This window comes from Massilia antarctica (assembly GCF_015689335.1).
Lineage (GTDB): Bacteria > Pseudomonadota > Gammaproteobacteria > Burkholderiales > Burkholderiaceae_D > Telluria_A > Telluria_A antarctica.
In genome coordinates, this window is record NZ_CP065053.1 from 6,282,351 (window position 1) to 6,302,138 (window position 19,788).

The window sequence follows — 19,788 nt, forward strand, 5'->3', positions numbered from 1 at the left end:
CGGCGGCCTCACTCCAGGCAGACGCTTCATGCAGCCCGACCGGGGCGGACGGGGCGGCCTCGAACGATGTATCGGCCTCGCCTATCGCGGCAGGCGCGCGCCAGCGCCAACGTCGCCACGGTGGCGTCGACCTTGACCCGGCACGCCGCAACGGCGGTGACGGCGTCGATCCCTACGCATGAAGTAGTTGGGCTAGCGGTCTCCGACAAGGCATACTTGCGCATCACTCACCACTTGGACGGACCGATGCTCGAACTTTTATCAGAACACGCCTGTTTCGGCGGCGTACAACGCTTTTACCGCCACGCCTCGGCGGCGATCGGCCTGCCGATGCGCTTTTCCGCCTTCATTCCGGCCGTGCCCGCCGGCCAGACCTTGCCGGCGCTGTTTTACCTCGCGGGCCTGACCTGCACCGAAGAGACCTTTCCAAGCAAGGCCGGCGCCCAGCGCGCGGCGGCGCGCGAGGGCCTGATCCTGATCGCGCCGGACACCAGTCCGCGCGGCGCCAGCATCGCCGGCGAAACCGATGCCTGGGACTTCGGCGCCGGCGCGGGCTTTTACCTGGATGCCACCGAGGAGCCGTGGAGCAAGTATTACCGCATGTTCAGCTATCTGCTGGAACTGCACGCGCTGGTGCTGACCGAACTGCCCGTCAATGGCGCCAAGGTCGGCATTTTCGGACACTCGATGGGCGGGCACGGCGCCCTGGTCACCGCCTTGAAACGCCCCGACCTGTTCCGTTCGGTGTCGGCCTTTGCGCCGATTGCCGCGCCCAGCCGTTGCCCATGGGGCGAAAAAGCCTTCAGCGGCTACCTCGGCGGCGACCGCGACGCCTGGAAGCAGTACGATGCAAGCGAACTGATGCTGGCCATGCAGGCGCCCTTCCCCGGCGGCATCCTGATCGACCAGGGCCTGGCCGACAAGTTCCTGGAACAGCAGCTGTATCCGGAAGCCTTCGAGGCGGCCTGCGCCAAGGCCGGCCAACCGCTCGACCTGCGGCGCCACCCTGGCTACGACCACGGCTACTACTTCATTTCCACCTTCATCGACGACCATCTGCGGTTTCACAGGGCGCAACTGGGCTAAGGCCCGTCGCGGCGGCCATCGCGCGCGCGGACCAGCCGCTGCGCGCGATGGCCGCGCGGCTGCGCTCAGATCGTCCCTGCCGCCGGGCTGCTGCGTCCGGCGTTGATGCGTGACCAGGCGCGCACCCGTAGCGACAAGGACAGCAGCAACGCGCCGCTGACCAGCGCGTACACCCCGACGATCGTGGCCAGCATGACAGCCCCGGCGCCGAGCGGAAACAGCAGGGCGATCAGGCCAAACACGATCGAGGCCATGCCGCTGAGCAGCAACAGCCAGTCGCCGCGAATGAACTTGCGTACCCGGATGGCGATGACGATATCGAGCACGCCGCTGACCAAGGCATTGGCCCCCATCAGAAGGATCAGGGTCAGCAGGGTGATCGCCGGATTGAAGGTGGCGAGCACGCCGACGGCCAGGCTGACCAGGCCGAACAGCATCAGCATCCACCAGTGCCGGTCGTCCCTGCGGTTCTTGACGGCCCCGAAAATCCAGACCGCGCCACCGAGCAGCGCAAACGCGGCAAACAGGGCCGCAAGAGTAAGCAAGGTGACTGCGGGCCACGCAATGGCGAGCACGCCGAACACGATGGCAATGGCACCGCGCGCGGCAAGCAGCCACCAGTTCCGCAGAAGCGTATCGTTCATGGCATTTTCCTCCCTCTTGAATCAGACAGCGCCCGTCCGGTTTTGATCGGCGCGCAGGCCCCCGGTCTGCGATAAATCAATCGGGCGTCATAAAACCAGTGCGAATACCACGGCATCAACGCAAACCCATGGTTCCGCCATGCGGTGCGCGCTCGTGTCAGTAGTTGACGAAATTTGTGCAACCCACGTGCGCTTCGCCTGTCGAAGCACTATGGCGACCGATCGACGATTCAAAAACCGCATGCATGCCGGCAAGCTTCTGGCCGTGGCACTGGCGCCCTACGCCGGCCGCGCCGATGCGCTGGTGCTCGCCCTGCCGCGCGGCGGCGTCCCGGTCGGCTTCGCCATCGCCAGGGCGCTCGGGCTGGCGCTCGATGTGCTGCCAGTCCGCAAGCTCGGCCTGCCCGGCCACGAAGAATTCGCCATGGGGGCGATCGCCGGCGGCGGCATCCGCGTGCTCAACATGGCAGCCATCCGCGCGCACCGGATCGGCCGAGAACCGATCGATGCCGCATGCGCGCGCGAAGAACACGAGATCGCGCGGCGCGAGCGCCAGTACCGGGGCGCACGCCCCGAACCCGGGCTTGCCGGGCGGACCGCCATCCTCGTCGACGACGGGCTCGCTACCGGCTCGACCATGTGCGCGGCCGTGCGCGCGGGGCGCGCGCGCGGTGCGGCGCGCGTGGTGGTGGCGGTGCCAGCCGGCGCACCGGACAGCTGCGCCACGCTGGCCGCCCAGGTCGACGAACTGGTCTGCCTGATCCGCCCGGCGGACTTCGGCGCGGTCAGCCGGTGGTACCGGGAATTCGGCCAGACCAGCGACGAGGAAGTACAAGACCTGCTGGCCATTGCCTGGCGCGACCAAGCGCTGGCACAGCGTTCATCCACCAATGCAAGCGAACGGAGGCAATCATGAAACAGATGTCCGAACACGATCTTCACCTCGGTAAATGGCTGGGCGGGGCTGCGCTCGGCGCGCTCGCCATGTACATGATGGATCCGGACCGGGGCGGCCCGCGGCGGATCCGGTCCGCGGAACGGCTGCGCGAACTCGGCCATCAAGGCGGCGACCTGCTCGAAAAAGTCGTGCACGAGGTGGGCGAGCGCATGGGCGCGAGCGGGGCCGGGTCCGGCGGGCAGGCGTCCGCCGGCGCCACCGCGCAGGGCGCCGCCAACTCACGGCAGGCGACGGCGGCCAAGGACGACCTTGCGGAGCGGCGCTCATCGCCGGCACGCTCGCCATGGCCCGCATCGCCGCGCAATGCCGCCATGCCCGGCGGCGGTTTGCCGGGCATGGCCGGCCAGCCGACCCGGCGCATGCCGCTCGCCGCGGCCATCGGTGTCGCCGGGGCGGCATTGCTGATACGCTCCCTCGGTAGCGGCGCCTGGCCCGGCTTGGCGCGCCAGCAAGGCCGCGGCGACACAACCGAGATCGACAAGACCATCCGCATCGAGGCCGCGCCCGAGCAGGTGTACGAGCTGTGGGCCAACTACGACAACTTCCCGCGCTTCATGGCCAACGTGATCGCGGTGCACGAGCTCGGCCAGCACCGCTCGCACTGGGTCGTCAGGGGGCCGGCGGGCAGCGAGTTCGAGCTCGATGCCGTGCTGACCGAGCAGGTTCGCCCGCGTCGGCTGGCATGGCGCAGCGCGCCCGGGGCCGAGGTCGAGCAATCGGGGTCGGTCCGCTTCGAACCGTCGCAGGGCGGCACCCTGGTCACGGTCCGGCTGTCTTACCGCCCTCCGGCCGGCGCCTTGGGCAAGGCGGTGGCAACCTTGTTCGGCGCCAATCCCGAACAGGAACTCGAGGAAGACCTGAACCGCATGAAACAGCTGCTGGAGGGCGGCCCGCCCCAGGGCGAGGCAAAACAGACACACGACAACACGACGTTTCGACAGGAATAGGGCCGCAGGCGCGCGCGGCGAGCTCGTTCCGGGGCGTGACAGGCATGGAAGTACAGTGCCGCCCCGGAGCGGGGCCGTCAATCGTTCAGGGGCGCGCGCCGGATAATCGATCGGGATCGCGGGCGCCAAACCCGGCCAGGATGGCCGACGCGCGCGCCGCCGTTGCCGCGTCGACCGCGTTAACCATCAACATGCATTGCCCGCGCTGGGCGGGGTTTGCATAGTTGCGATCGTAGACGTGCTGATCGCTTTCGATCGGCGTGTTACCCACCAAAAAATTGCCTTCCACCGGACCCGCTTCATCGTCATGCACCTTGAGCTCAAGCGCATCGGAACCGAAGCCATCGGCGAGCAAGGCGGCGCGTGCCTGCTCCGCCGTGTCGAACTTGTCGAACATACCCATCACCGCATGATTGATCATGACACTATCCTTCTTCTGGCTGCACATCGGAATTCGACCAGCGCGAGGCCGGACAGTTCAGTGCAGCCCTGTCACCGGCGTTTCCGCCACTGCAGCCTCCGCAGCCACGGCGGCCGGGACGGCGGCGCCGACACCCAGCGCGCTCACCAGCAGATTGAGTTCCTCGTCGATAATAAAACCGGCGGCCGATGTCACGGTGAGCAGGATATCCGGGGCCATCGACGAGGCAATCGCAAACCCTTGCACGTAATCGACGCCGATATCGGCCAGGGTTTGCACGGTAGCGCCATCCTCGGCCCATTCGGCGATCGTTTTCATGCCCAGGTTGACCGCCAGCTTGACGATGGCCTCGACAATGGCGACGTCGGCCGGATGCGCGTTCATATTGACGATGAAGTTGCCGTCGATCTTGAGTATGTCCGCAGGCAATTCCTTGAGGTAAGAGAAAGAGGTATAGCCGGCGCCGAAATCGTCGAGCGCCACCTTGACGCCGAAATTGCGCACCTGCTCGATGAAACGCCGCGTGTTGTTCAGGTCGTGCAAGGCCACGCTTTCGGTGATCTCCATGCACAGCCGGCTGGCGGCGTCGCGGTGGCGGCGCAGGATATCGATGGTGTCCTGGATGAAGCGCTCATCGTTGAGCGAGGCCCCGGACAGATTCATGCACACGAACTGGGTATTGACCAGCATCTCGGCGTGGCGCTCGATCCAGCTCAAGGTGGTCGAGAGCACCCAGCGGTCGATCACGCCGACCCGCCCGCTCTTTTCCGCCGCCGCGATGATCGGCCCGGCCGCCAGCAGGCTGCCGTCGGCTTCGCGCATGCGCAGCAAGACCTCGAAGTTCATCGAATCGTAAGGCATTTTGAGCGACATGATCGGCTGCATTTCGAGCACCATGCAGGCGGTCGCATCGTTCGCCGACAGGCGCTCGACCAGGTTCAGCTCGGACTCGCGTTCGTGAAAGGCCGTCGAATCGCGCTCGTACACGACCAGGCCATCGCGATGCCCGCTCTTGGCTTCGCGGCAGGCACGGTCGGCGGTCGAGACGGCATCCTTCATCTGCATGCCGGGCTGCACTTCGATCAGCCCGATCGAGCAGCGCACGTGGAAAGCCTTGTCGCCGACCCGGTACGGCGTGTTGCCGACCCTCCCGACCAGGCAGCGGCAAATCAGCGCCGCCACCCGGATCGAGGTTTCCGGCATGATGATCACGAATTCGTCGCCGCCCACGCGGCCGATCTGCTGTTCGCCGCTGAGCACGGCGCCGATCCGTTCGCACACTTGCTTGAGCACTTCATCGCCCGCGCTATGGCCGAACAGGTCGTTGATCAGCTTGAAGCGGTCGAGGTCGAGGTAGGCCAGGGTCAGCGGCTTCATGGACGCTTGCTCGAACACCCGCTCGATGCCGCGCCGGTTGAACACCTTGGTCAGCGCATCGTTATTGGCCATGAAGCGCAGTTGCTCGGTGGCCTTGTGCTGCTCGGTCGTATCTTGCAGCACGCCTTCGATCTTGCCGCGCGCCAGGGTCGCGCGCACCAGGTAGCAATGCGAGCCGTCGCGGTTTTCGATGCGCAGTTCGGCATCGGGCCGCTGCTCCACCAGGGCATGCAAGGTGCCCCACACCCCATCGGCGAAGAATTGCTGGAAGTTCATCGCGGCCGTGACCGGCGTGGCCGAGCCTACCATGCGCTGCAAGGCCGGGTTAGCGCTGAGGAATTGCCCGTCCAGGTCCAGAGTGAACAGTCCGACCGGCATGGCCTCGTAGGCGTGGCGCAGTTCGGCCTGGGCCGCGATGCGCTGTTCCGTTTCCTGGCGCATCTGTTCGGCCACCGCCAGCGCCGCCAGCAAGCTAGAGGCGAGCGCGGCCGTGACGCTGTTGACCAGGCCGGTCAAGTCGCGCACGCCGAGCGCGGCGGCGATCACTTCCGCCAGCCCGGACATCATCGTCACCGCGAACGAGGCGGCGAACCAGAACGCCACCCGGGTGTGCGGGCGCGACTGCGATGGCGACATCAGGCTGGCCAGCCCGAGCGTCATCAGCACCAGTCCGTACGCGACGAAGCCCCACATCGCCGGCAGGAAAAGATGGTAGGGTAAGACCACCGACAGTGCCAGCAGCGGCACGCAGCACCATTCGGCAAGGCGCAGCGGCGCCCGGTAACGCGTGTTGGCCAGGCGGTCGCGGAACAGGGTCTGGTACAGGGTCAGGGTCGAGACCGCGTACAGCGCAATCGTCAGCGCCCGCGACGGCAGCAGCCAGGCTGCCGGCACGATCTGGCCCAGCCACTGGATATCCCAGCCGGCCGAAAGCGCCCCCATGCGCAGGTTCAGGACCAGCCAGCCGGCCAGCAGCACATACAGGGCCTGGCGGTTGATCAGGGCCGTGGTCAGCACGAACAAGGTGAGCACGATCATGCCGCCGTCGAGCAGGCCCGACTTGCGGTGGTATTGCTGCACAGCCAGGGCGAGTTCGCCAGCCTGCCATTGCATGGCCGACAAGCGTGCCGGACCGATCAGCACGGTGCGGCACAGCAAGCGCAGCGGCATGCGCGACGCTTGCGCCGGCGCGGCCTGGAGTTGCGCGGGCGGCTGCGAGGTCAAGGTCAGCGCAAACCCCGCCATGAGGGGCGCCATGGCCCCGGCCGAGGCGGCGCGGCTGGAACTGCCGAGCGGGAGCAAGGTATCGCTATCCCAGCAAGCGATCTCGACCATATGACGCGAGGGGAATTCGATCACGCTGCCGGCCGGCGCGGCAGCGGCCATGCTGAACCACAGGGGATCGGGCGACATGCGCGTTTCGCGGTAGCTTACCTCGGGCAAGAGCGCCAGTTGTGCGCGCATCTGTTCGGGCGTCGCCTGCGCCCCCGCCTGCGCCATGATGCGCAAGGCGAGCGGCATGCCGGTGCTGGTGCGGTACTGGTTATTCCAGAACGCCAGCGCCACAACCGAGAGCAGCGCAATGCCGAGTGGAACGAGATAAAAGGAAAGCACGCGCAATAGCGTTTCGAGAGCGTGCTGAACGCTGTCGGGCAGCCTGCGGGACCAAGACATCGACGTTGACATAAGCGGCATCCGGCTAGACAGCGCACCGCCATTCCTTGCTGTTAGGCGGCAATCATGTCAAAGCATACATCGTTACCGTCACGCCGTCCTGCTTTGATTGCCTACGCGGCGAGCCCAACAACAACAGCGCCTGCGGCCTGCTGACCGCGCGGCAAGCCATGTTTCCAGACGGAAGTAACGTGGCGGCCGAGATCGATATCCGGATGGCGCGTGCGGCAAAAGAAATCAAGCAGGGGATGGCGCGCCGCTTCCCAGCGTTCCTGGCCGCTGGCGATGTCGAAGTACATGATGCGATGCGGCAGGTTGCCGACGTGACGCAGGGTCACGGGTTCGCGGCTGGCGAACACATCAGTGAACAGCAATTGTTCGTATTGCCGGTCGATCGGCGCGCGGCCGCTGACGACGGCCGTGTCGACGCCGTTCTGCTCGCAATGGTCGAAGCAGGCCTTGATCAGGGCCAGCTTCACTTGACGTCCGATGCGCCCTTCCACGATGCCGAGCCGGGTCACCTCGGCCAGCCGCTGGGTTGCCAGCCACAAGGGCAAATCGACGGACGCTTCGATGTGCAACGGCTGGCGAAAGTTGGTCTGGATGCGAACGCTGCCGAGGACCGTGCCATCGGCCTTCGATTCAGCCAGCAGGATCATGGTGTCGGCATCGTGGTCGGCCGCTTCGGGCTGCTCCAGCGAGCGCGCGAAGTCCGGCAGGTGGCGCGCGTAGGCGGCATGCCGCACGGCTACCGCCTTGTGCAGGTCGGCCTCGGTCAGGACCGGCCGCACGGTGAACGGCAGCAATTCGATCGCGACCGGGGCACCTATGCCGGCGCGGCTGAAGATGGCATTGGCTGCCGGTTGACGGGTGCTGCTGAAAGCGATGTGTGCCATTGTCGTGCTCCTTATTCTTGTGGGAATCGATTGATTCTCTAAGGCAATTATCAGAGTTATCATCGGATTCGAAGCTGGAAGAAGAGCCATCTTTACATCACTGTTTACGGGAAGCATTGCCTCAAATCAACATGCAACAGTCCGGTAAGCGACGCCACCCTGTATACTCAAGCCCTTTCAAGCTAAAACAGGACAATTCCTATGAGCGCACTTCCCCCCTGCCCTAAATGCAATTCAGAATTTACTTATGAAGACGGCAGCAATTTGATCTGCCCGGAGTGCGCCCACGAATGGAGCGCCCAGGAAGGTGCGGCGGCGGCCGCTGAGGGCCCCAAGGTGTATCGCGACGCGGCGGGCAATGTGTTGCAGGACGGCGACACTGTCAGTGTGATCAAGGATTTGAAGCTCAAAGGCTCGGGCGGCACCGTCAAGATGGGCACCAAGGTCAAGAATATCCGCCTGGTCGACAGCGACCACGACATCGACTGCAAGATCGATGGTTTCGGCGCCATGAGCCTGAAGTCGGAGTTCGTCAAGAAGGTGTAATGGCGGGCGGGGGTGGCGCAGTGCAGGCCGCCGCCAAGCCCTCCGCTTGGCTCGGACGCGGGCTAATCGTCGCTGAACGCATCGACGACACCGTCGTCAACGTCAAACCCCTCGCCGCCGTCGAACCCATCGTCATCGCGGCGGCGCAGGTGCCGCGAGCGGTAAATCAGCACGATGCCGGTCAGGACCAGCGCCGCGCCGCCCGCTTGCCAGCGCCATCCGGGGCGGTCGAACGTCAGCAAGAGCATCATCAAACCGGCGATGCTGCCGGTATATCCCGCCCATTCCATGATGGTGTGCCTGTTCATGCGACACTGAGCATCAGAATCAAGCCGATATACAGCAGGAACACCACGCCAGCGATGCCCAGTAGCGCCAGGGTGCGCCAGAAGGCTTCGCCACGGCTGAGCGCATAAGCGCCACGCAGTTGCAGGAACATGTGCACCGGCGGCAGGCACACCACCAGCGCAGCGGCCAGGGTGCCGAAGCCGGCATAGCTGATCACGAACACCAGCGCGAACATCAGCGCCATGAACGAAAGCGAATACAGCGAAAAGACCGCGTGGTCGTACATCGTCACGCCACGGCGCCAGAAAAACAGCAGCCACAGGAACGGCAGCGAGATCGGCACCAGCAAGAAGGAAAACTTGGAGCCGCTGCTCTTGAGCTTATAGATCGTCAGATCGGGATTGTCGGCCGCGTGCTTGATGGCGGCATTCATGGCTGGCCAGCTGGTTTCGACGTTGAATTTATCCGCCTTCAAGCTCACGCCGTTGGCGCTTGCGACGACGCCGCTTTGCTCAAATTTTTTCAACACATTTTCCGCGGTGGCCAGTTCGGCGGTGGCTTCCGCCAGCGTTTCCTTGTCCGACCCGCTGGCCTCGGCCGTGCGCAGCGCGGCGCGCGCGTGCTCCACATCACGCACCAGCTCGGCGCGCGCTTGCGCCTTCGCTTCGGGCGAACCGGACAGGTTCACGCCCGACTTGCCGCCGGTCAGCGAGGCGACAAAAAACAGAAAAAACACCAGGAACAGGAACAAGGCCAGCGGCGACACGAAGCGGGTGCGCTGGCCATCGATGTAACGCCGGGTAAGCTGACCCGGCCGGGCGACCAGCATCGGAATGGTGCGCCATGCCTTTGTGTCGAAGTGCAGGATGCCGTGCAACACCTCTTCCGCGAGATGCAGCAAGGACTTGTGCACGTGCGCATGCTGCCCGCACTGATGGCAAAATTCGCCCGCGAGAGTGGCGTTGCAGTTGGCACAGCTCGTCGCGTGTCCATGAGCGCCCTGCGCGGCCGCCTGCGCACCATCGACCTCGTGCACTACCACGGACGCTACCGCCAATCCGCCTACCGCTTCCAGTTCCATCGCCATCGTTGTGTTCCCGCAGATAATATTGTTTTAGGCGGGCAATAATATCATTCTCATCACACAGACAGACAACTTTTTCAGGCGGTTTCCCGCGCTCTTGTCTGGATTAACAACACTTTGATTTCGGGTACGCAGGAGCCGCAGTTGCCGCCCGCTTTCAGGCAGGCCGTCACGTCCGGCACCGTCTTCAGGTCGCGCGTGGCGATCGCCTCGCAGATCGTATTGCGCCCCACGCCGAAGCAGGAACACACGGTCGGCCCGGTATCAAGCGGCATGCCCAGCGCCTGGCCGGCCAGCAGGCCGGCACGGTCGAGCTGGGTCAGCGATTCGCTGGCGAACAGGCTGGCCAGCCAAGCGCGCGCCGGCAGGTCGGTACGCGGCGACAGGAAGATGCACTGTTCGATGCGCTCCCCCACCACGTGCACGGCGCGGTACACGCCATCGCTGGCGTCCTCGTAATCGAGCCAGTCGGCATCAATCGAATCCACGCCGAGCAGCGCGCGGGCCCAGGCGGCGCGGTCGCGCAACTGGCCGCGCCCCGCCATCTCGTAGCGCGCAAAGCCGCGCCCCTGCACCCGCGTCCAGTGCGCGACGTGGTCGAGCGCCAGTTCGCCGCGGCTCAACACGAAGGCGTGCCAGGCCACCCCGAAGCGCTCAACCTGCACCGGCGTATGCTTGAATTCCGGTTCGCCCGACACCGGATCGACCACCGGATTGACCACCGTGCCGACGCGCGCGTCGGATGCCGTCTGGCCGTTCCAGTGAATCGGCACGAACACCGAGCCGCGCGCGATGCCGCCGCCGTGCTGGACGCGCGCCACCATCGCTCCCCACCGGCTCGATACGCGCGCCAGCTCCCCTTCGCGCACGCCGTACAGCAGCGCGTCCTGCGGATGCATGTCGATGAAGGCTTCGGCCGTGTGGTCGGCCAGGCGCGGCGCGCGCCCGGTACGGCTCATGGTGTGCCACTGGTCGCGCACGCGGCCCGTGTTGAGCACCAGCGGATACTCCGGATCGACCGGGTTGGCCGGTGCGCGCGGCGCAGTGGGGATGAAGCGCGCCTTGCCGTCGGCGTGGGCGAAGCGGCGGTCGGCGAACAGGCGCGCGCTGCCTTCCAGGGCGCCATCGGCGCCGCGCCGCACCGGCCACTGCATCGGTTCGAGCTTGTCGTAATCCGGCGCCTGCAAGCCGCACAGGCCGGACAGGTCGAATACGCGCCGTTGCGGGCCCTCGTTGCGAAATACCGACAGGCGCGCATGTTCGTCGAAAACCTCGTGCGCGCTGGCGAAATCGAAGCCGTCGAAGCCCATCCGCCGTGCCACGTCCGCCAGGATGCGCCAGTCGGCGCGCGCTTCGCCGGGCGCCGGCAAAAAGGCGCGCTGGCGCGAAATGAGGCGCTCGGAATTGGTGACCGTGCCGTCCTTCTCGCCCCAGCCCAGGGCCGGCAGCAGCACGTCGGCAAAGGCATTCGTGTCGGTGCTGGCGATAATGTCGGACACCACCACCAGCTCGCACTTTTCCAGCGCGCGCTGGACCTGGTTCGCGTCCGGCATGCTCACCATCGGATTGGTGGCGATCACCCACACCGCCTTGACCTTGCCCTCTTCGATCGCCTTGAACAGGTCGACCGCCTTCAGCCCGCCCCTGGCGGCGATGCGCGGCGACGACCAGAAGGTTTGCACGGTATCGCGGTGCTGCGGATTGTCCAGGTCCATGTGCGCGGCCAGCATGTTGGCCAGGCCGCCCACTTCGCGCCCGCCCATCGCATTCGGCTGGCCGGTGATCGAAAACGGTCCCATGCCCGGTTGGCCGATGCGGCCCGTGAGCAGGTGGCAGTTGATGATGCTATTGACTTTATCGGTACCCGACGACGACTGGTTCACGCCTTGCGAGAAGGCCGTGATCACTTTCGTGGTCGCCGCGAAGCCGCCGTAAAAGGCCATCAGGTCGTCGGGGTCGATCCGGCAGTGGCGCGCCACCGCCAGCGGATCGGCGCAATCGACCTGCGCCGCGTCCAGCGCCTGTTCCAGGCCGCTGGTGTGGGCCTCGATGAAGGAGGTGTCGCCCGCGCCTGCGCGCGCCAGGTAGCTGAGCAAGCCGTTGAACAGCCACACGTCGGTACCGGGTTTCACCGGCAGGTGCAGGTCGGCCAGCTCGCAGGTGGCGGTGCGGCGCGGATCGATGACGACAATCCGCACTTCGGGCCGCGCTTCCTTCAGGCGCGCGATGCGCTGGAACAGGATCGGATGGCACCACGCCGTGTTCGAGCCGACCAGCACCACCATGTCGGCCAGGTCGAAATCTTCGTAGCAGCCCGGCACCAGGTCGGCGCCGAAGGCGCGCTTGTGGCCCGCCACGGCCGACGACATGCACAGGCGCGAATTGGTGTCGATGTTGGCGCTGCCGATATACCCTTTCATCAGCTTGTTGGCCACGTAGTAGTCTTCGGTCAGCAGCTGGCCCGACACATACAGTGCCACGGAGTCCGGGCCATGTTCGTCGATGATGGCGCGCAGGCCGCCGGCGACGCGCTCGACCGCTTCGTCCCACGACGCCTGGCGCAGCACGCCGTCTTCGCGCAAGGCCGGATGCAGCAGGCGGCCTTCCAGCCCGATGGTTTCGCCCAGTGCCGCCCCCTTCACGCACAGGCGGCCGCGGTTGGCGGGGTGGCTCGTGTCGCCAGCGATGGCGATGGCGCCATCGGGCAAGGGCATGGCGGTCACGCCGCAACCTACGCCGCAATAAGGACAGGTGCTGCGCACCGCGAGAGGAATGGGTCCGCCCGGGAAAGGGGAAAGGTTCAAATCGGACTCCGTGTCAGGCGGCTTGGGCGCACAGCGCTTCGCCGAACAGCAGGCGGCTGCGCATGGCCGATATGTCGGTGCGGTTCTGGATCAGGCCGAAGTACCACGGGCCATCCTGCACGTCGCCGTACAGGACCGCGCCCGCGATCCGGTTCCCGGCCAGCACCAGGCGTTTGTAGATGCCGCGGCGCGGATCGCGCAATACCAGGTCTTCGCTGCCCTCGCCGCCGATAAAGTCGCCCACCGAATACAGGTCGACGCCGGTCACTTTCAGCTTGGTGGGCGTGGCTTGCTGTACGTAGCGGCGATGGCCGTTGCGCGCCAGGTGGGCGCCGCAGACCTTGGCCTGGTCCCAGATCGGGGCCACCAGGCCGAACGTGGCGCTGCGGTGCTGCACGCACTCGCCCACCGCGTAGACGCGCGGATCGTAAGTCTGCAAGGTATCGTCGACCACGATGGCGCGCTCGCAGTGCAGGCCGGCCGATTGGGCCAGTTCGATATTCGGACGCACGCCGGCCGCCATGACCACCAGGTCGGCCGGGATTTCCTTGCCATCCTTGAAGCGCACGGCTTTGACGCGCGTGTCGCCCACGATCTCGCTGGTGTGCGCTTCGAGCAGGAAGCGCAGGCCCTTGAGCTCCAGCGCGGATTTCAAAAGCAGCGCGGCCGGCTTGTCGAGCTGCTGGTTCATCAGGCTATCCATCATGTGCACCACGGTGACCTGCATGCCGCGCCGCAGCAGGCCGTTGGCCGCCTCCAGCCCGAGCAAGCCGCCGCCGATGACGACCGCGTGGCCGCCGCCGCGGGCCGCTTCCAGCATCGTATCGACATCCTGGATGTCGCGAAAGCCGATCACCCCTGCCAGTTTATGGCCCGGCACCGGCACGATGAACGGCTTGGAGCCGGTGGCCAGCAGCAGCCGGTCGTACCAGACTTCGCGGCCCGACTGCGAACGTACCATGCGCTTGCGGCGGTCGATGTGCACCACAGGGTCGCCCGCGTGCAGGGTGATGCCGTTGGCGGCATACCATTCGCGCGTGTGCAGCATGATGTCGTCGATATTTTTTTCGCCGGCCAGCAGCGGCGAGAGCAGGATGCGATTGTAGTTACCATGCGGCTCGGCGCCGAACACCGTGATGTCGTACAGCTCCGGCGCCAGCTTGAGCATTTCCTCGACCGTGCGCATGCCGGCCATGCCATTGCCGATGACAACCAGCGATTGCCTGGCGACGGGCGCTATGGCCGGCTTCATGCTCACGCCCGCACTCATGCGCAGACCCACACCTTGCCGTCCTGGACCCGTGCGCGGTAGCTCGGCACCGAATGTTCCGGCGCTTCCAGGCATTCGCCGGTGAACAGGTCGAAGTGCTGTTTGTAGATGGGCGAGGCCACCACGATGCGCTCGCCCAGGCTGCCCACCAGCCCGCGCGAGAGCACGGACACGCCGCTGTTCGCATCGTAGTTCCCGATGGCGAAGACGCGTTCTTCGGCGTCGGCCACGTGGAACACGGCGACCTGCTCGCCGCCGAGCAGCGCGCACACGCCGGTGTTGGGGACGATCTCGTCGAGCGAGCAGACGGCAGTCCAGTTGGTCAGTTCGATATCGCGGTGCATGAGCTTCTCCTTAGGCGGTTTTGACGATGAGTGGAATGACGCGCTTGCGCTCTTCGATCGTGGCCGGACGAATCTGGCCGCGCTCGGGCATGAAGACCACGTTCTGGTCGGCCTGGTCGCTGTTCACGAAATGGCGGAAGCGCTGGCGCGTGGCCGGATCGTTGACGGCATGCTTCCACTCGCAGGCGTAGGTGTCGACCACGTGCTGCATATCGGCTTCGAGTTCGGCGGCCAGGTGCAGCTTGTCGTCGATGACGACCGATTTGAGGTAATCGAGGCCGCCTTCGAGGTTGTCGCGCCAGACGCTGGTGCGTTGCAGGCGGTCGGCCGTACGGACATAAAACATCAGGAAGCGGTCGATGTAGCGCACCACGGTTTCCTGGTCCAGATCCGAGGCGATCAGTTCCGCGTGGCGCGGCTTCATGCCGCCGTTACCGCACACGTACAGGTTCCAGCCCTTTTCGGTGGCGATCAGGCCGACGTCCTTGCCCTGCGCTTCGGCGCATTCGCGGGTGCAGCCGGACACACCGAACTTGATCTTGTGCGGCGTGCGCAAGCCCTTGTAGCGGTTTTCCAGCTCGATCGCGAAACCGACGCTGTCGGCCACGCCATAGCGGCACCAGGTCGAGCCGACGCACGATTTGACGGTGCGCAGCGACTTGCCGTACGCATGGCCCGACTCGAAACCGGCCTCGATCAGTTCTTCCCAGATAAACGGCAGCTGCTCGACCCGGGCGCCGAACAGGTCGACCCGCTGGCCGCCGGTGATCTTGGTGTACAGCCCGTATTTTTTGGCGACCGTGCCGACCGCGATCAGGCCATCGGCCGTCACTTCCCCGCCCGCCATGCGCGGCACCACCGAATAGGTGCCATCCTTCTGGATGTTACCGAGGAAGTAGTCGTTCGAATCCTGCAGGCTGGCGTGTTCGGGTTTCAGCACGAAGTCGTTCCAGGTCGACGCCAGCACGTTGGCGGCCATCGGTTTGCAGATGTCGCAACCGCGCCCCGTGCCGTGCTGCGCCAGCAGGTCCTCGAAGGAGGTGATTCGTCCGACCTTGACCAGGTGATAAATCTCCTGGCGCGAGTACGGGAAGTGTTCGCAGACGTGGTTGTCGACGGCCATGCCCTGCTTTTTCATTTCCGCCTTCATCACCTGCGTGACCAGGGCCACGCAGCCGCCGCAGGTGGAGCCGGCCTTGGTGCAGCTTTTCAGCGCGCCGATGGTGGTGGCACCGCCGCACACGGCGGCGCACAGGTCGCCCTTGGAGACATCGTTGCAGGAGCAGATCTGGGCCGTGTCGGGCAAGGCGTCCACACCAAGGCCCGGGCGCGCCTTGCCGTCGCTTTGCGGCAGGATGAGAAATTCGGGCGACTCGGGCAGCTCGATTTTATTCAACATCATCTGCAGCAGGGTGCCGTACTCGCTGGCGTCGCCCACCATCACGCCGCCGAGCAGGAACTTGCCGCAGTCGGAGACGACGATTTTCTTGTACACCTGTTTGCGCTCGTCGGTGAACTGGTAAGAGCGGCTGCCCGGGCTCACCGCATGCGGGTCGCCGATGCTGGCCACGTCCACGCCCATCAGTTTGAGCTTGGTGCTCATGTCGGCGCCGGTGAAGGCGGCGCCTTCGCCTTGCAGGTGGCGCGCGGCCACGCGGGCCATGTCGTAGCCCGGCGCCACCAGGCCGAACAGCTGGCCGTTCCACAGCGCGCACTCGCCGATGGCGTAGACATCCGGGTCCGAGGTCAGGCAGCTGTTATCGATGGCGATGCCGCCGCGCGCGCCGATCGTCAGGCCGCACAGGCGCGCCAGGTCGTCGCGCGGGCGAATCCCGGCCGAGAACACGATCATGTCGGTGTCCAGATGGCTGCCGTCGGCAAAGCGCATGCGGTGCGTGCCCTCTTCGCCGTCGACGATTTCGAGTGTGTTCTTTTGGGTGTGGACGGTCACACCCAGGTCTTCGATTTTGGCGCGCAGCACGCGCGCGCCGCCATCGTCGACCTGCACCGCCATCAGGCGCGGGGCAAATTCCACCACGTGGGTCTGCAACTGCATGTCGCGCAGGGCCTTGGCGCATTCCAGGCCGAGCAGGCCGCCGCCGATCACCACGCCGGTTTTGGAGCGCTTGCCGCATTCGAGCATCGCTTCCAGGTCTTCGATGGTGCGGTAGACGAAGCAATCCTTGCGGTCCTTGCCGGCCAGCGGCGGCACGAACGGGTAGGAGCCGGTGGCGAACACCAGTTTGTCGTAGGCCAGCACTTCGCCGCTGCCGACAGTGACGGTCTTCGCTTCGCGGTCGACGGCGACCGCTTTCGCATTCAGCTTGAGCAGCATATTGCCGCCCTCGAAGAAACCGGCCGGCACCAGGGACAGGTCCTCGGCCGATTTACCGGCAAAGAATTCCGACAGGTGCACGCGGTCGTAGGCGGGACGCGGTTCTTCGCACAGGACCGTCACGTCGAGCGCCGGCGCACCGGCGGCGCCGAGCGACTCGAGGAATTTGTGGCCTACCATGCCGTGGCCGATGACGATGATCTTCATGCTGGTTCTCCTTACGCGACTGCGTTATTGACGGCGACCGGACGGTCGTCCACGGCGGCGCTGAGCCTGACCGCGATGGCGCACAGCGCCGACAGCAGCACCAGGCCGCTGAGGATGGTGAGGGTTTGGCCGATGTCGCCGGTGCCTTTCATGAGGAAGCCCGCGGCGACCGCGCCCACGTTGCCGCCGGCGCCGATGATGCCGGCCACGCCGCCCAGCGCCTTGCTGTCCACAAAAGGCACCAGGGCGTAGGTGGCGCCGCAAGCCATGTGGGTGAACAGGCCGAAGACCAGCATGGCGATCACCGCGAAGGTGACGCTGTCGGCCTTGGCGAACCACAGCAGGCCGGCGCCTTCGCCGATCATCATCACGAACAGCAAGGTGACCCTGCTGTTGATGGTGCCGCGGATGGCCATCTTGTCCGAGACCCAGCCGCCCAGGGCACGGGCGAACAGCGCCAGCAGGCCGAAGCTGCCGGCGGCCATGCCGGCTTCCTTCAGGGTCAGCTTGAAGTGGTCGACGTAATACACGGCGGCGATGTTGTGGATGAAGATCTCGATGCCGAAGCAGGCCCCGTAGGTGACAAACAGCAGCCATACGCGGTGGTTGGCGCTGGCCGCCTTGAAGCTCTCCCAGCCGCCTTTTTTCCCACCTTCGATGGGAATGCCAGCGGCTTGCATGTCGTCGTAATTACCTTGCGGGCAATCCTGGGTGAATTTCCAGTAGAGACCCGCCATGACGAGCATCAGCACGCCGGGAACCAGCAGCGCCATCCGCCAGCCGGCCGCCTCGCTCACGCCCAGCATCAGCAGCGCGCCGACCAGCAGGGGCATCAGCGCCTGGGCCGCGCCGCCGCCGGCATTGCCCCAGCCGGCGGCAGCCGCGTTGGCGGTGCCGACGACCTTGGAGCTGAACATGACGGAGGTGTGGTACTGGGTGATGACGAAGCTGGCGCCGACCGCGCCGATGCCGAGGCGGAAGAACAGGAAGCTTTCGTAGCTTTGCGACGCCGCCACGCCAAGCACCGGGATGGCGCCGAGCAGCAGCAGGCCGGTGTAGGCCTTGCGCGGGCCGAAGCGGTCGCACATGGGGCCGACGATCAGGCGTACCAGAATCGTGATGGCGACGGCCGCAATGTTGATGTTGGCGACCTGGGCGAGGGTCAGGCCGAATTCGCCTTTGATGATGGGCATCAGCGGGGCGCAGGCGAACCAGGCGAAGAAGCAGACGAAGAAAGCCATCCAGGTCAGGTGGAAGGCGCGCATCTGCGGTGTGCTGATACTGAAAAGGTCGATGGTGTTTGCTTTGGTGGCCATTGTTTATCCCGTTAAAAACAAAAAGGCGTCCGACCAGACCCGGTTGTAAAAACCAGGTTGGGCGGACGCCGTTGTCCTGCCGATCCGTCGTTAGATCAGCGCAAGTTGTTCAGGGGATCGCCATTGATCCGATAGGTACTGTTTAGCAAACGCCGTGCCAGGTGCGCGCCGGGGCGCAATGGGAGGGGTGAGGCGGGGAGTTGAGGCGAACGCTACATTGCGGTGCACAAATGCCCGAAAATGATGCGCGGGAGGGTGCGCCGCCTCGTGTCTGTCACGTCGTCTCTCTGGCACGCCGTTGTTCCTAGCAATGCCAGAAACGACTTCCCGCGAGGGCGAAAACCGAAGTTTCTTTCGCGGCCACAAACTGAGCGACGAACTTGGGTCCCCGCCTTCGCGGGGACGACGGTGGTTAAAGCAGATGAACGACGGGGTCAGTGATGAATCCGGAACGATTGCGCATACCCGCGCGGATCGCTGCCATCCCAGCGCACGCCGTCGATCAGGGTCGACGCGCGCATCGGCGACGATGGCAGCGGGGTCCCTGTCATCTCCGCCGCGCCACGGTACAGATCGATCCGGTTGACCGCCTGCGCCTGTCCCAGGTAGTCGGGCTCCTCCCTGAGCAATCCCCAGCGCCGCTGCTGCGTCATGAACCACATGCCATCGGACAGATACGGGAAATTCACTTCGCCGTCGCCATGAAAGCTGAGCGCCCTTTCATCGGCCCACTGGCCGCCCACGCCATTGTCGTACTGCCCCATCAGGCGCGCCGCGATGGCTTGCCTGCCCGTATTCAAATACGCGGACCCGGCCAGCACCGTGGCCGTGTGCTCCTTGTTGGCCTGCGATGCCTCGATCCAGCGGCTGGCATCGAGCACCGCCGCGATCATCGCGCGGCAGGTGCCCGGATCGCCCGCGGCAAACGCCGCCGTGGTTCCCAGCACCTTGCCCGGGTGATCGGGCCAGATCTGCTGGCTGGTCACGGCCGTCACGCCCACGCCCTCGTCGATGGCGCGCTGGCCCCATGGCTCGCCGGCACAGAAACCATCGATCGTCCCGGCCCTCAGACTGCCCACCATCTGGGCCGGCGGCACCGTCAAGGCACGCGCCTGGTGCAAGGGGTCGATGCCGTAGGCCGCCAGCCAGTAATACAGCAGCATGGCGTGATTGCCAGTCGGGAAAGTGTGGGCGAAGGTATAGCCGCGCGCCACGTCGCGCATGTGCCGCGCCAGGCTCGCCCCATCCAGCGCGCCCTGCTCCGCCAGCGCGCGCGACAGGGTCACGGCCTGGCCGTTGCGGCTCAGGCTCATCAGCACCGCCATCGCTTGCTGCTGGCAGCCGATGCCCAGCTGCACGCCGTACATCAGGCCGTACAGCACGTGGGCGGCGTCGAGCGCGCCCGAGCCCAGCTTGTCGCGCACGTTCGCCCACGAGGTTTCGCGGCTGAGCACGATCCTGATGCCGTATTGACGGTCGAAACCGCACTCGGCCGCCATTACCAGCGAGGCGCAGTCGCTCAGCGGCATGAAGCCGATCCTGACCGTGCGCAATTGATTCATTTTTGTCTCTGCCATACAACTCCTTGCTT

16 protein-coding genes are annotated in these 19,788 nt (G+C 65.6%); 4 read left to right on the forward strand and 12 right to left on the reverse strand.

Annotated features, from left to right (window positions below):
- Window positions 1-246: 246 nt before the first annotated feature.
- Window positions 247-1,086, forward strand: a complete 840-nt coding sequence (fghA, locus tag IV454_RS27575) for an S-formylglutathione hydrolase (RefSeq protein WP_206088755.1) — start codon at window positions 247-249, stop codon at window positions 1,084-1,086.
- Between the two features lie 65 nt (window positions 1,087-1,151).
- On the opposite strand, the gene IV454_RS27580 is transcribed toward fghA, so the two are convergent.
- Window positions 1,152-1,730, reverse strand: a complete 579-nt coding sequence (locus tag IV454_RS27580) for an HdeD family acid-resistance protein (protein WP_206088756.1) — start codon at window positions 1,728-1,730, stop codon at window positions 1,152-1,154.
- 211 nt (window positions 1,731-1,941) lie between these two features.
- Between IV454_RS27580 and IV454_RS27585 the strand changes: the two genes are divergently transcribed.
- Window positions 1,942-2,646 (forward strand): phosphoribosyltransferase, encoded by a 705-nt coding sequence (locus tag IV454_RS27585; RefSeq protein WP_206088757.1) that lies wholly within the window; start codon window positions 1,942-1,944, stop codon window positions 2,644-2,646.
- Window positions 2,643-3,635: an SRPBCC family protein gene (locus IV454_RS27590; RefSeq protein WP_206088758.1), complete on the forward strand. Its 993-nt coding sequence runs from the start codon at window positions 2,643-2,645 to the stop codon at window positions 3,633-3,635. Before IV454_RS27585 ends, IV454_RS27590 begins: the two co-directional genes overlap by 4 nt.
- A gap of 85 nt (window positions 3,636-3,720) precedes the next feature.
- Here IV454_RS27590 and IV454_RS27595 read toward each other — a convergent pair whose 3' ends face one another.
- From IV454_RS27595 to IV454_RS27605, 3 genes are all read right to left on the reverse strand, one after another.
- Entirely contained in the window at window positions 3,721-4,056 is a 336-nt protein-coding gene (locus IV454_RS27595; RefSeq protein WP_206088759.1) for a hypothetical protein, read from the reverse strand.
- A gap of 57 nt (window positions 4,057-4,113) precedes the next feature.
- Window positions 4,114-7,047 (reverse strand): putative bifunctional diguanylate cyclase/phosphodiesterase, encoded by a 2,934-nt coding sequence (locus IV454_RS27600; RefSeq protein WP_229522369.1) that lies wholly within the window; start codon window positions 7,045-7,047, stop codon window positions 4,114-4,116.
- Window positions 7,048-7,220: 173 nt separating this feature from the next.
- A complete protein-coding gene (locus tag IV454_RS27605) occupies window positions 7,221-8,003 on the reverse strand; it encodes a hypothetical protein (protein ID WP_206088761.1) in 783 nt (260 codons plus the stop codon).
- A 201-nt stretch (window positions 8,004-8,204) separates the two neighbouring features.
- Here IV454_RS27605 and IV454_RS27610 point away from each other — a divergent pair, with 201 nt between their 5' ends.
- A complete protein-coding gene (locus IV454_RS27610; protein ID WP_206088762.1) occupies window positions 8,205-8,549 on the forward strand; it encodes a zinc ribbon domain-containing protein YjdM in 345 nt (114 codons plus the stop codon).
- 62 nt (window positions 8,550-8,611) lie between these two features.
- On the opposite strand, the gene IV454_RS27615 is transcribed toward IV454_RS27610, so the two are convergent.
- The 8 genes from IV454_RS27615 to IV454_RS27650 form a co-directional block, all read right to left on the reverse strand.
- Entirely contained in the window at window positions 8,612-8,857 is a 246-nt protein-coding gene (locus IV454_RS27615) for a hypothetical protein (protein ID WP_054263065.1), read from the reverse strand.
- Window positions 8,854-9,924 (reverse strand): DUF3667 domain-containing protein, encoded by a 1,071-nt coding sequence (locus tag IV454_RS27620; protein ID WP_206088763.1) that lies wholly within the window; start codon window positions 9,922-9,924, stop codon window positions 8,854-8,856. Before IV454_RS27620 ends, IV454_RS27615 begins: the two co-directional genes overlap by 4 nt.
- 74 nt (window positions 9,925-9,998) lie before the next feature.
- The gene (locus IV454_RS27625) at window positions 9,999-12,725 is read right to left on the reverse strand and encodes a nitrate reductase (RefSeq protein ID WP_282961378.1); all 2,727 of its coding nucleotides are present in this window, start codon (window positions 12,723-12,725) and stop codon (window positions 9,999-10,001) included.
- Window positions 12,726-12,738: 13 nt separating this feature from the next.
- A complete protein-coding gene (locus IV454_RS27630; RefSeq protein ID WP_206088764.1) occupies window positions 12,739-13,977 on the reverse strand; it encodes an NAD(P)/FAD-dependent oxidoreductase in 1,239 nt (412 codons plus the stop codon).
- A gap of 14 nt (window positions 13,978-13,991) precedes the next feature.
- Window positions 13,992-14,339, reverse strand: a complete 348-nt coding sequence (gene nirD, locus IV454_RS27635) for a nitrite reductase small subunit NirD (RefSeq protein WP_206088765.1) — start codon at window positions 14,337-14,339, stop codon at window positions 13,992-13,994.
- Window positions 14,340-14,349: 10 nt separating this feature from the next.
- The gene (gene nirB / locus IV454_RS27640; RefSeq protein ID WP_206088766.1) at window positions 14,350-16,881 is read right to left on the reverse strand and encodes a nitrite reductase large subunit NirB; all 2,532 of its coding nucleotides are present in this window, start codon (window positions 16,879-16,881) and stop codon (window positions 14,350-14,352) included.
- 11 nt (window positions 16,882-16,892) lie between these two features.
- Window positions 16,893-18,197, reverse strand: coding sequence for an MFS transporter (locus IV454_RS27645; RefSeq protein ID WP_206088767.1), 1,305 nt, complete (start codon window positions 18,195-18,197; stop codon window positions 16,893-16,895).
- A 434-nt stretch (window positions 18,198-18,631) separates the two neighbouring features.
- Window positions 18,632-19,774, reverse strand: coding sequence for a CmpA/NrtA family ABC transporter substrate-binding protein (locus tag IV454_RS27650; protein WP_206088768.1), 1,143 nt, complete (start codon window positions 19,772-19,774; stop codon window positions 18,632-18,634).
- Window positions 19,775-19,788: the final 14 nt, after the last annotated feature.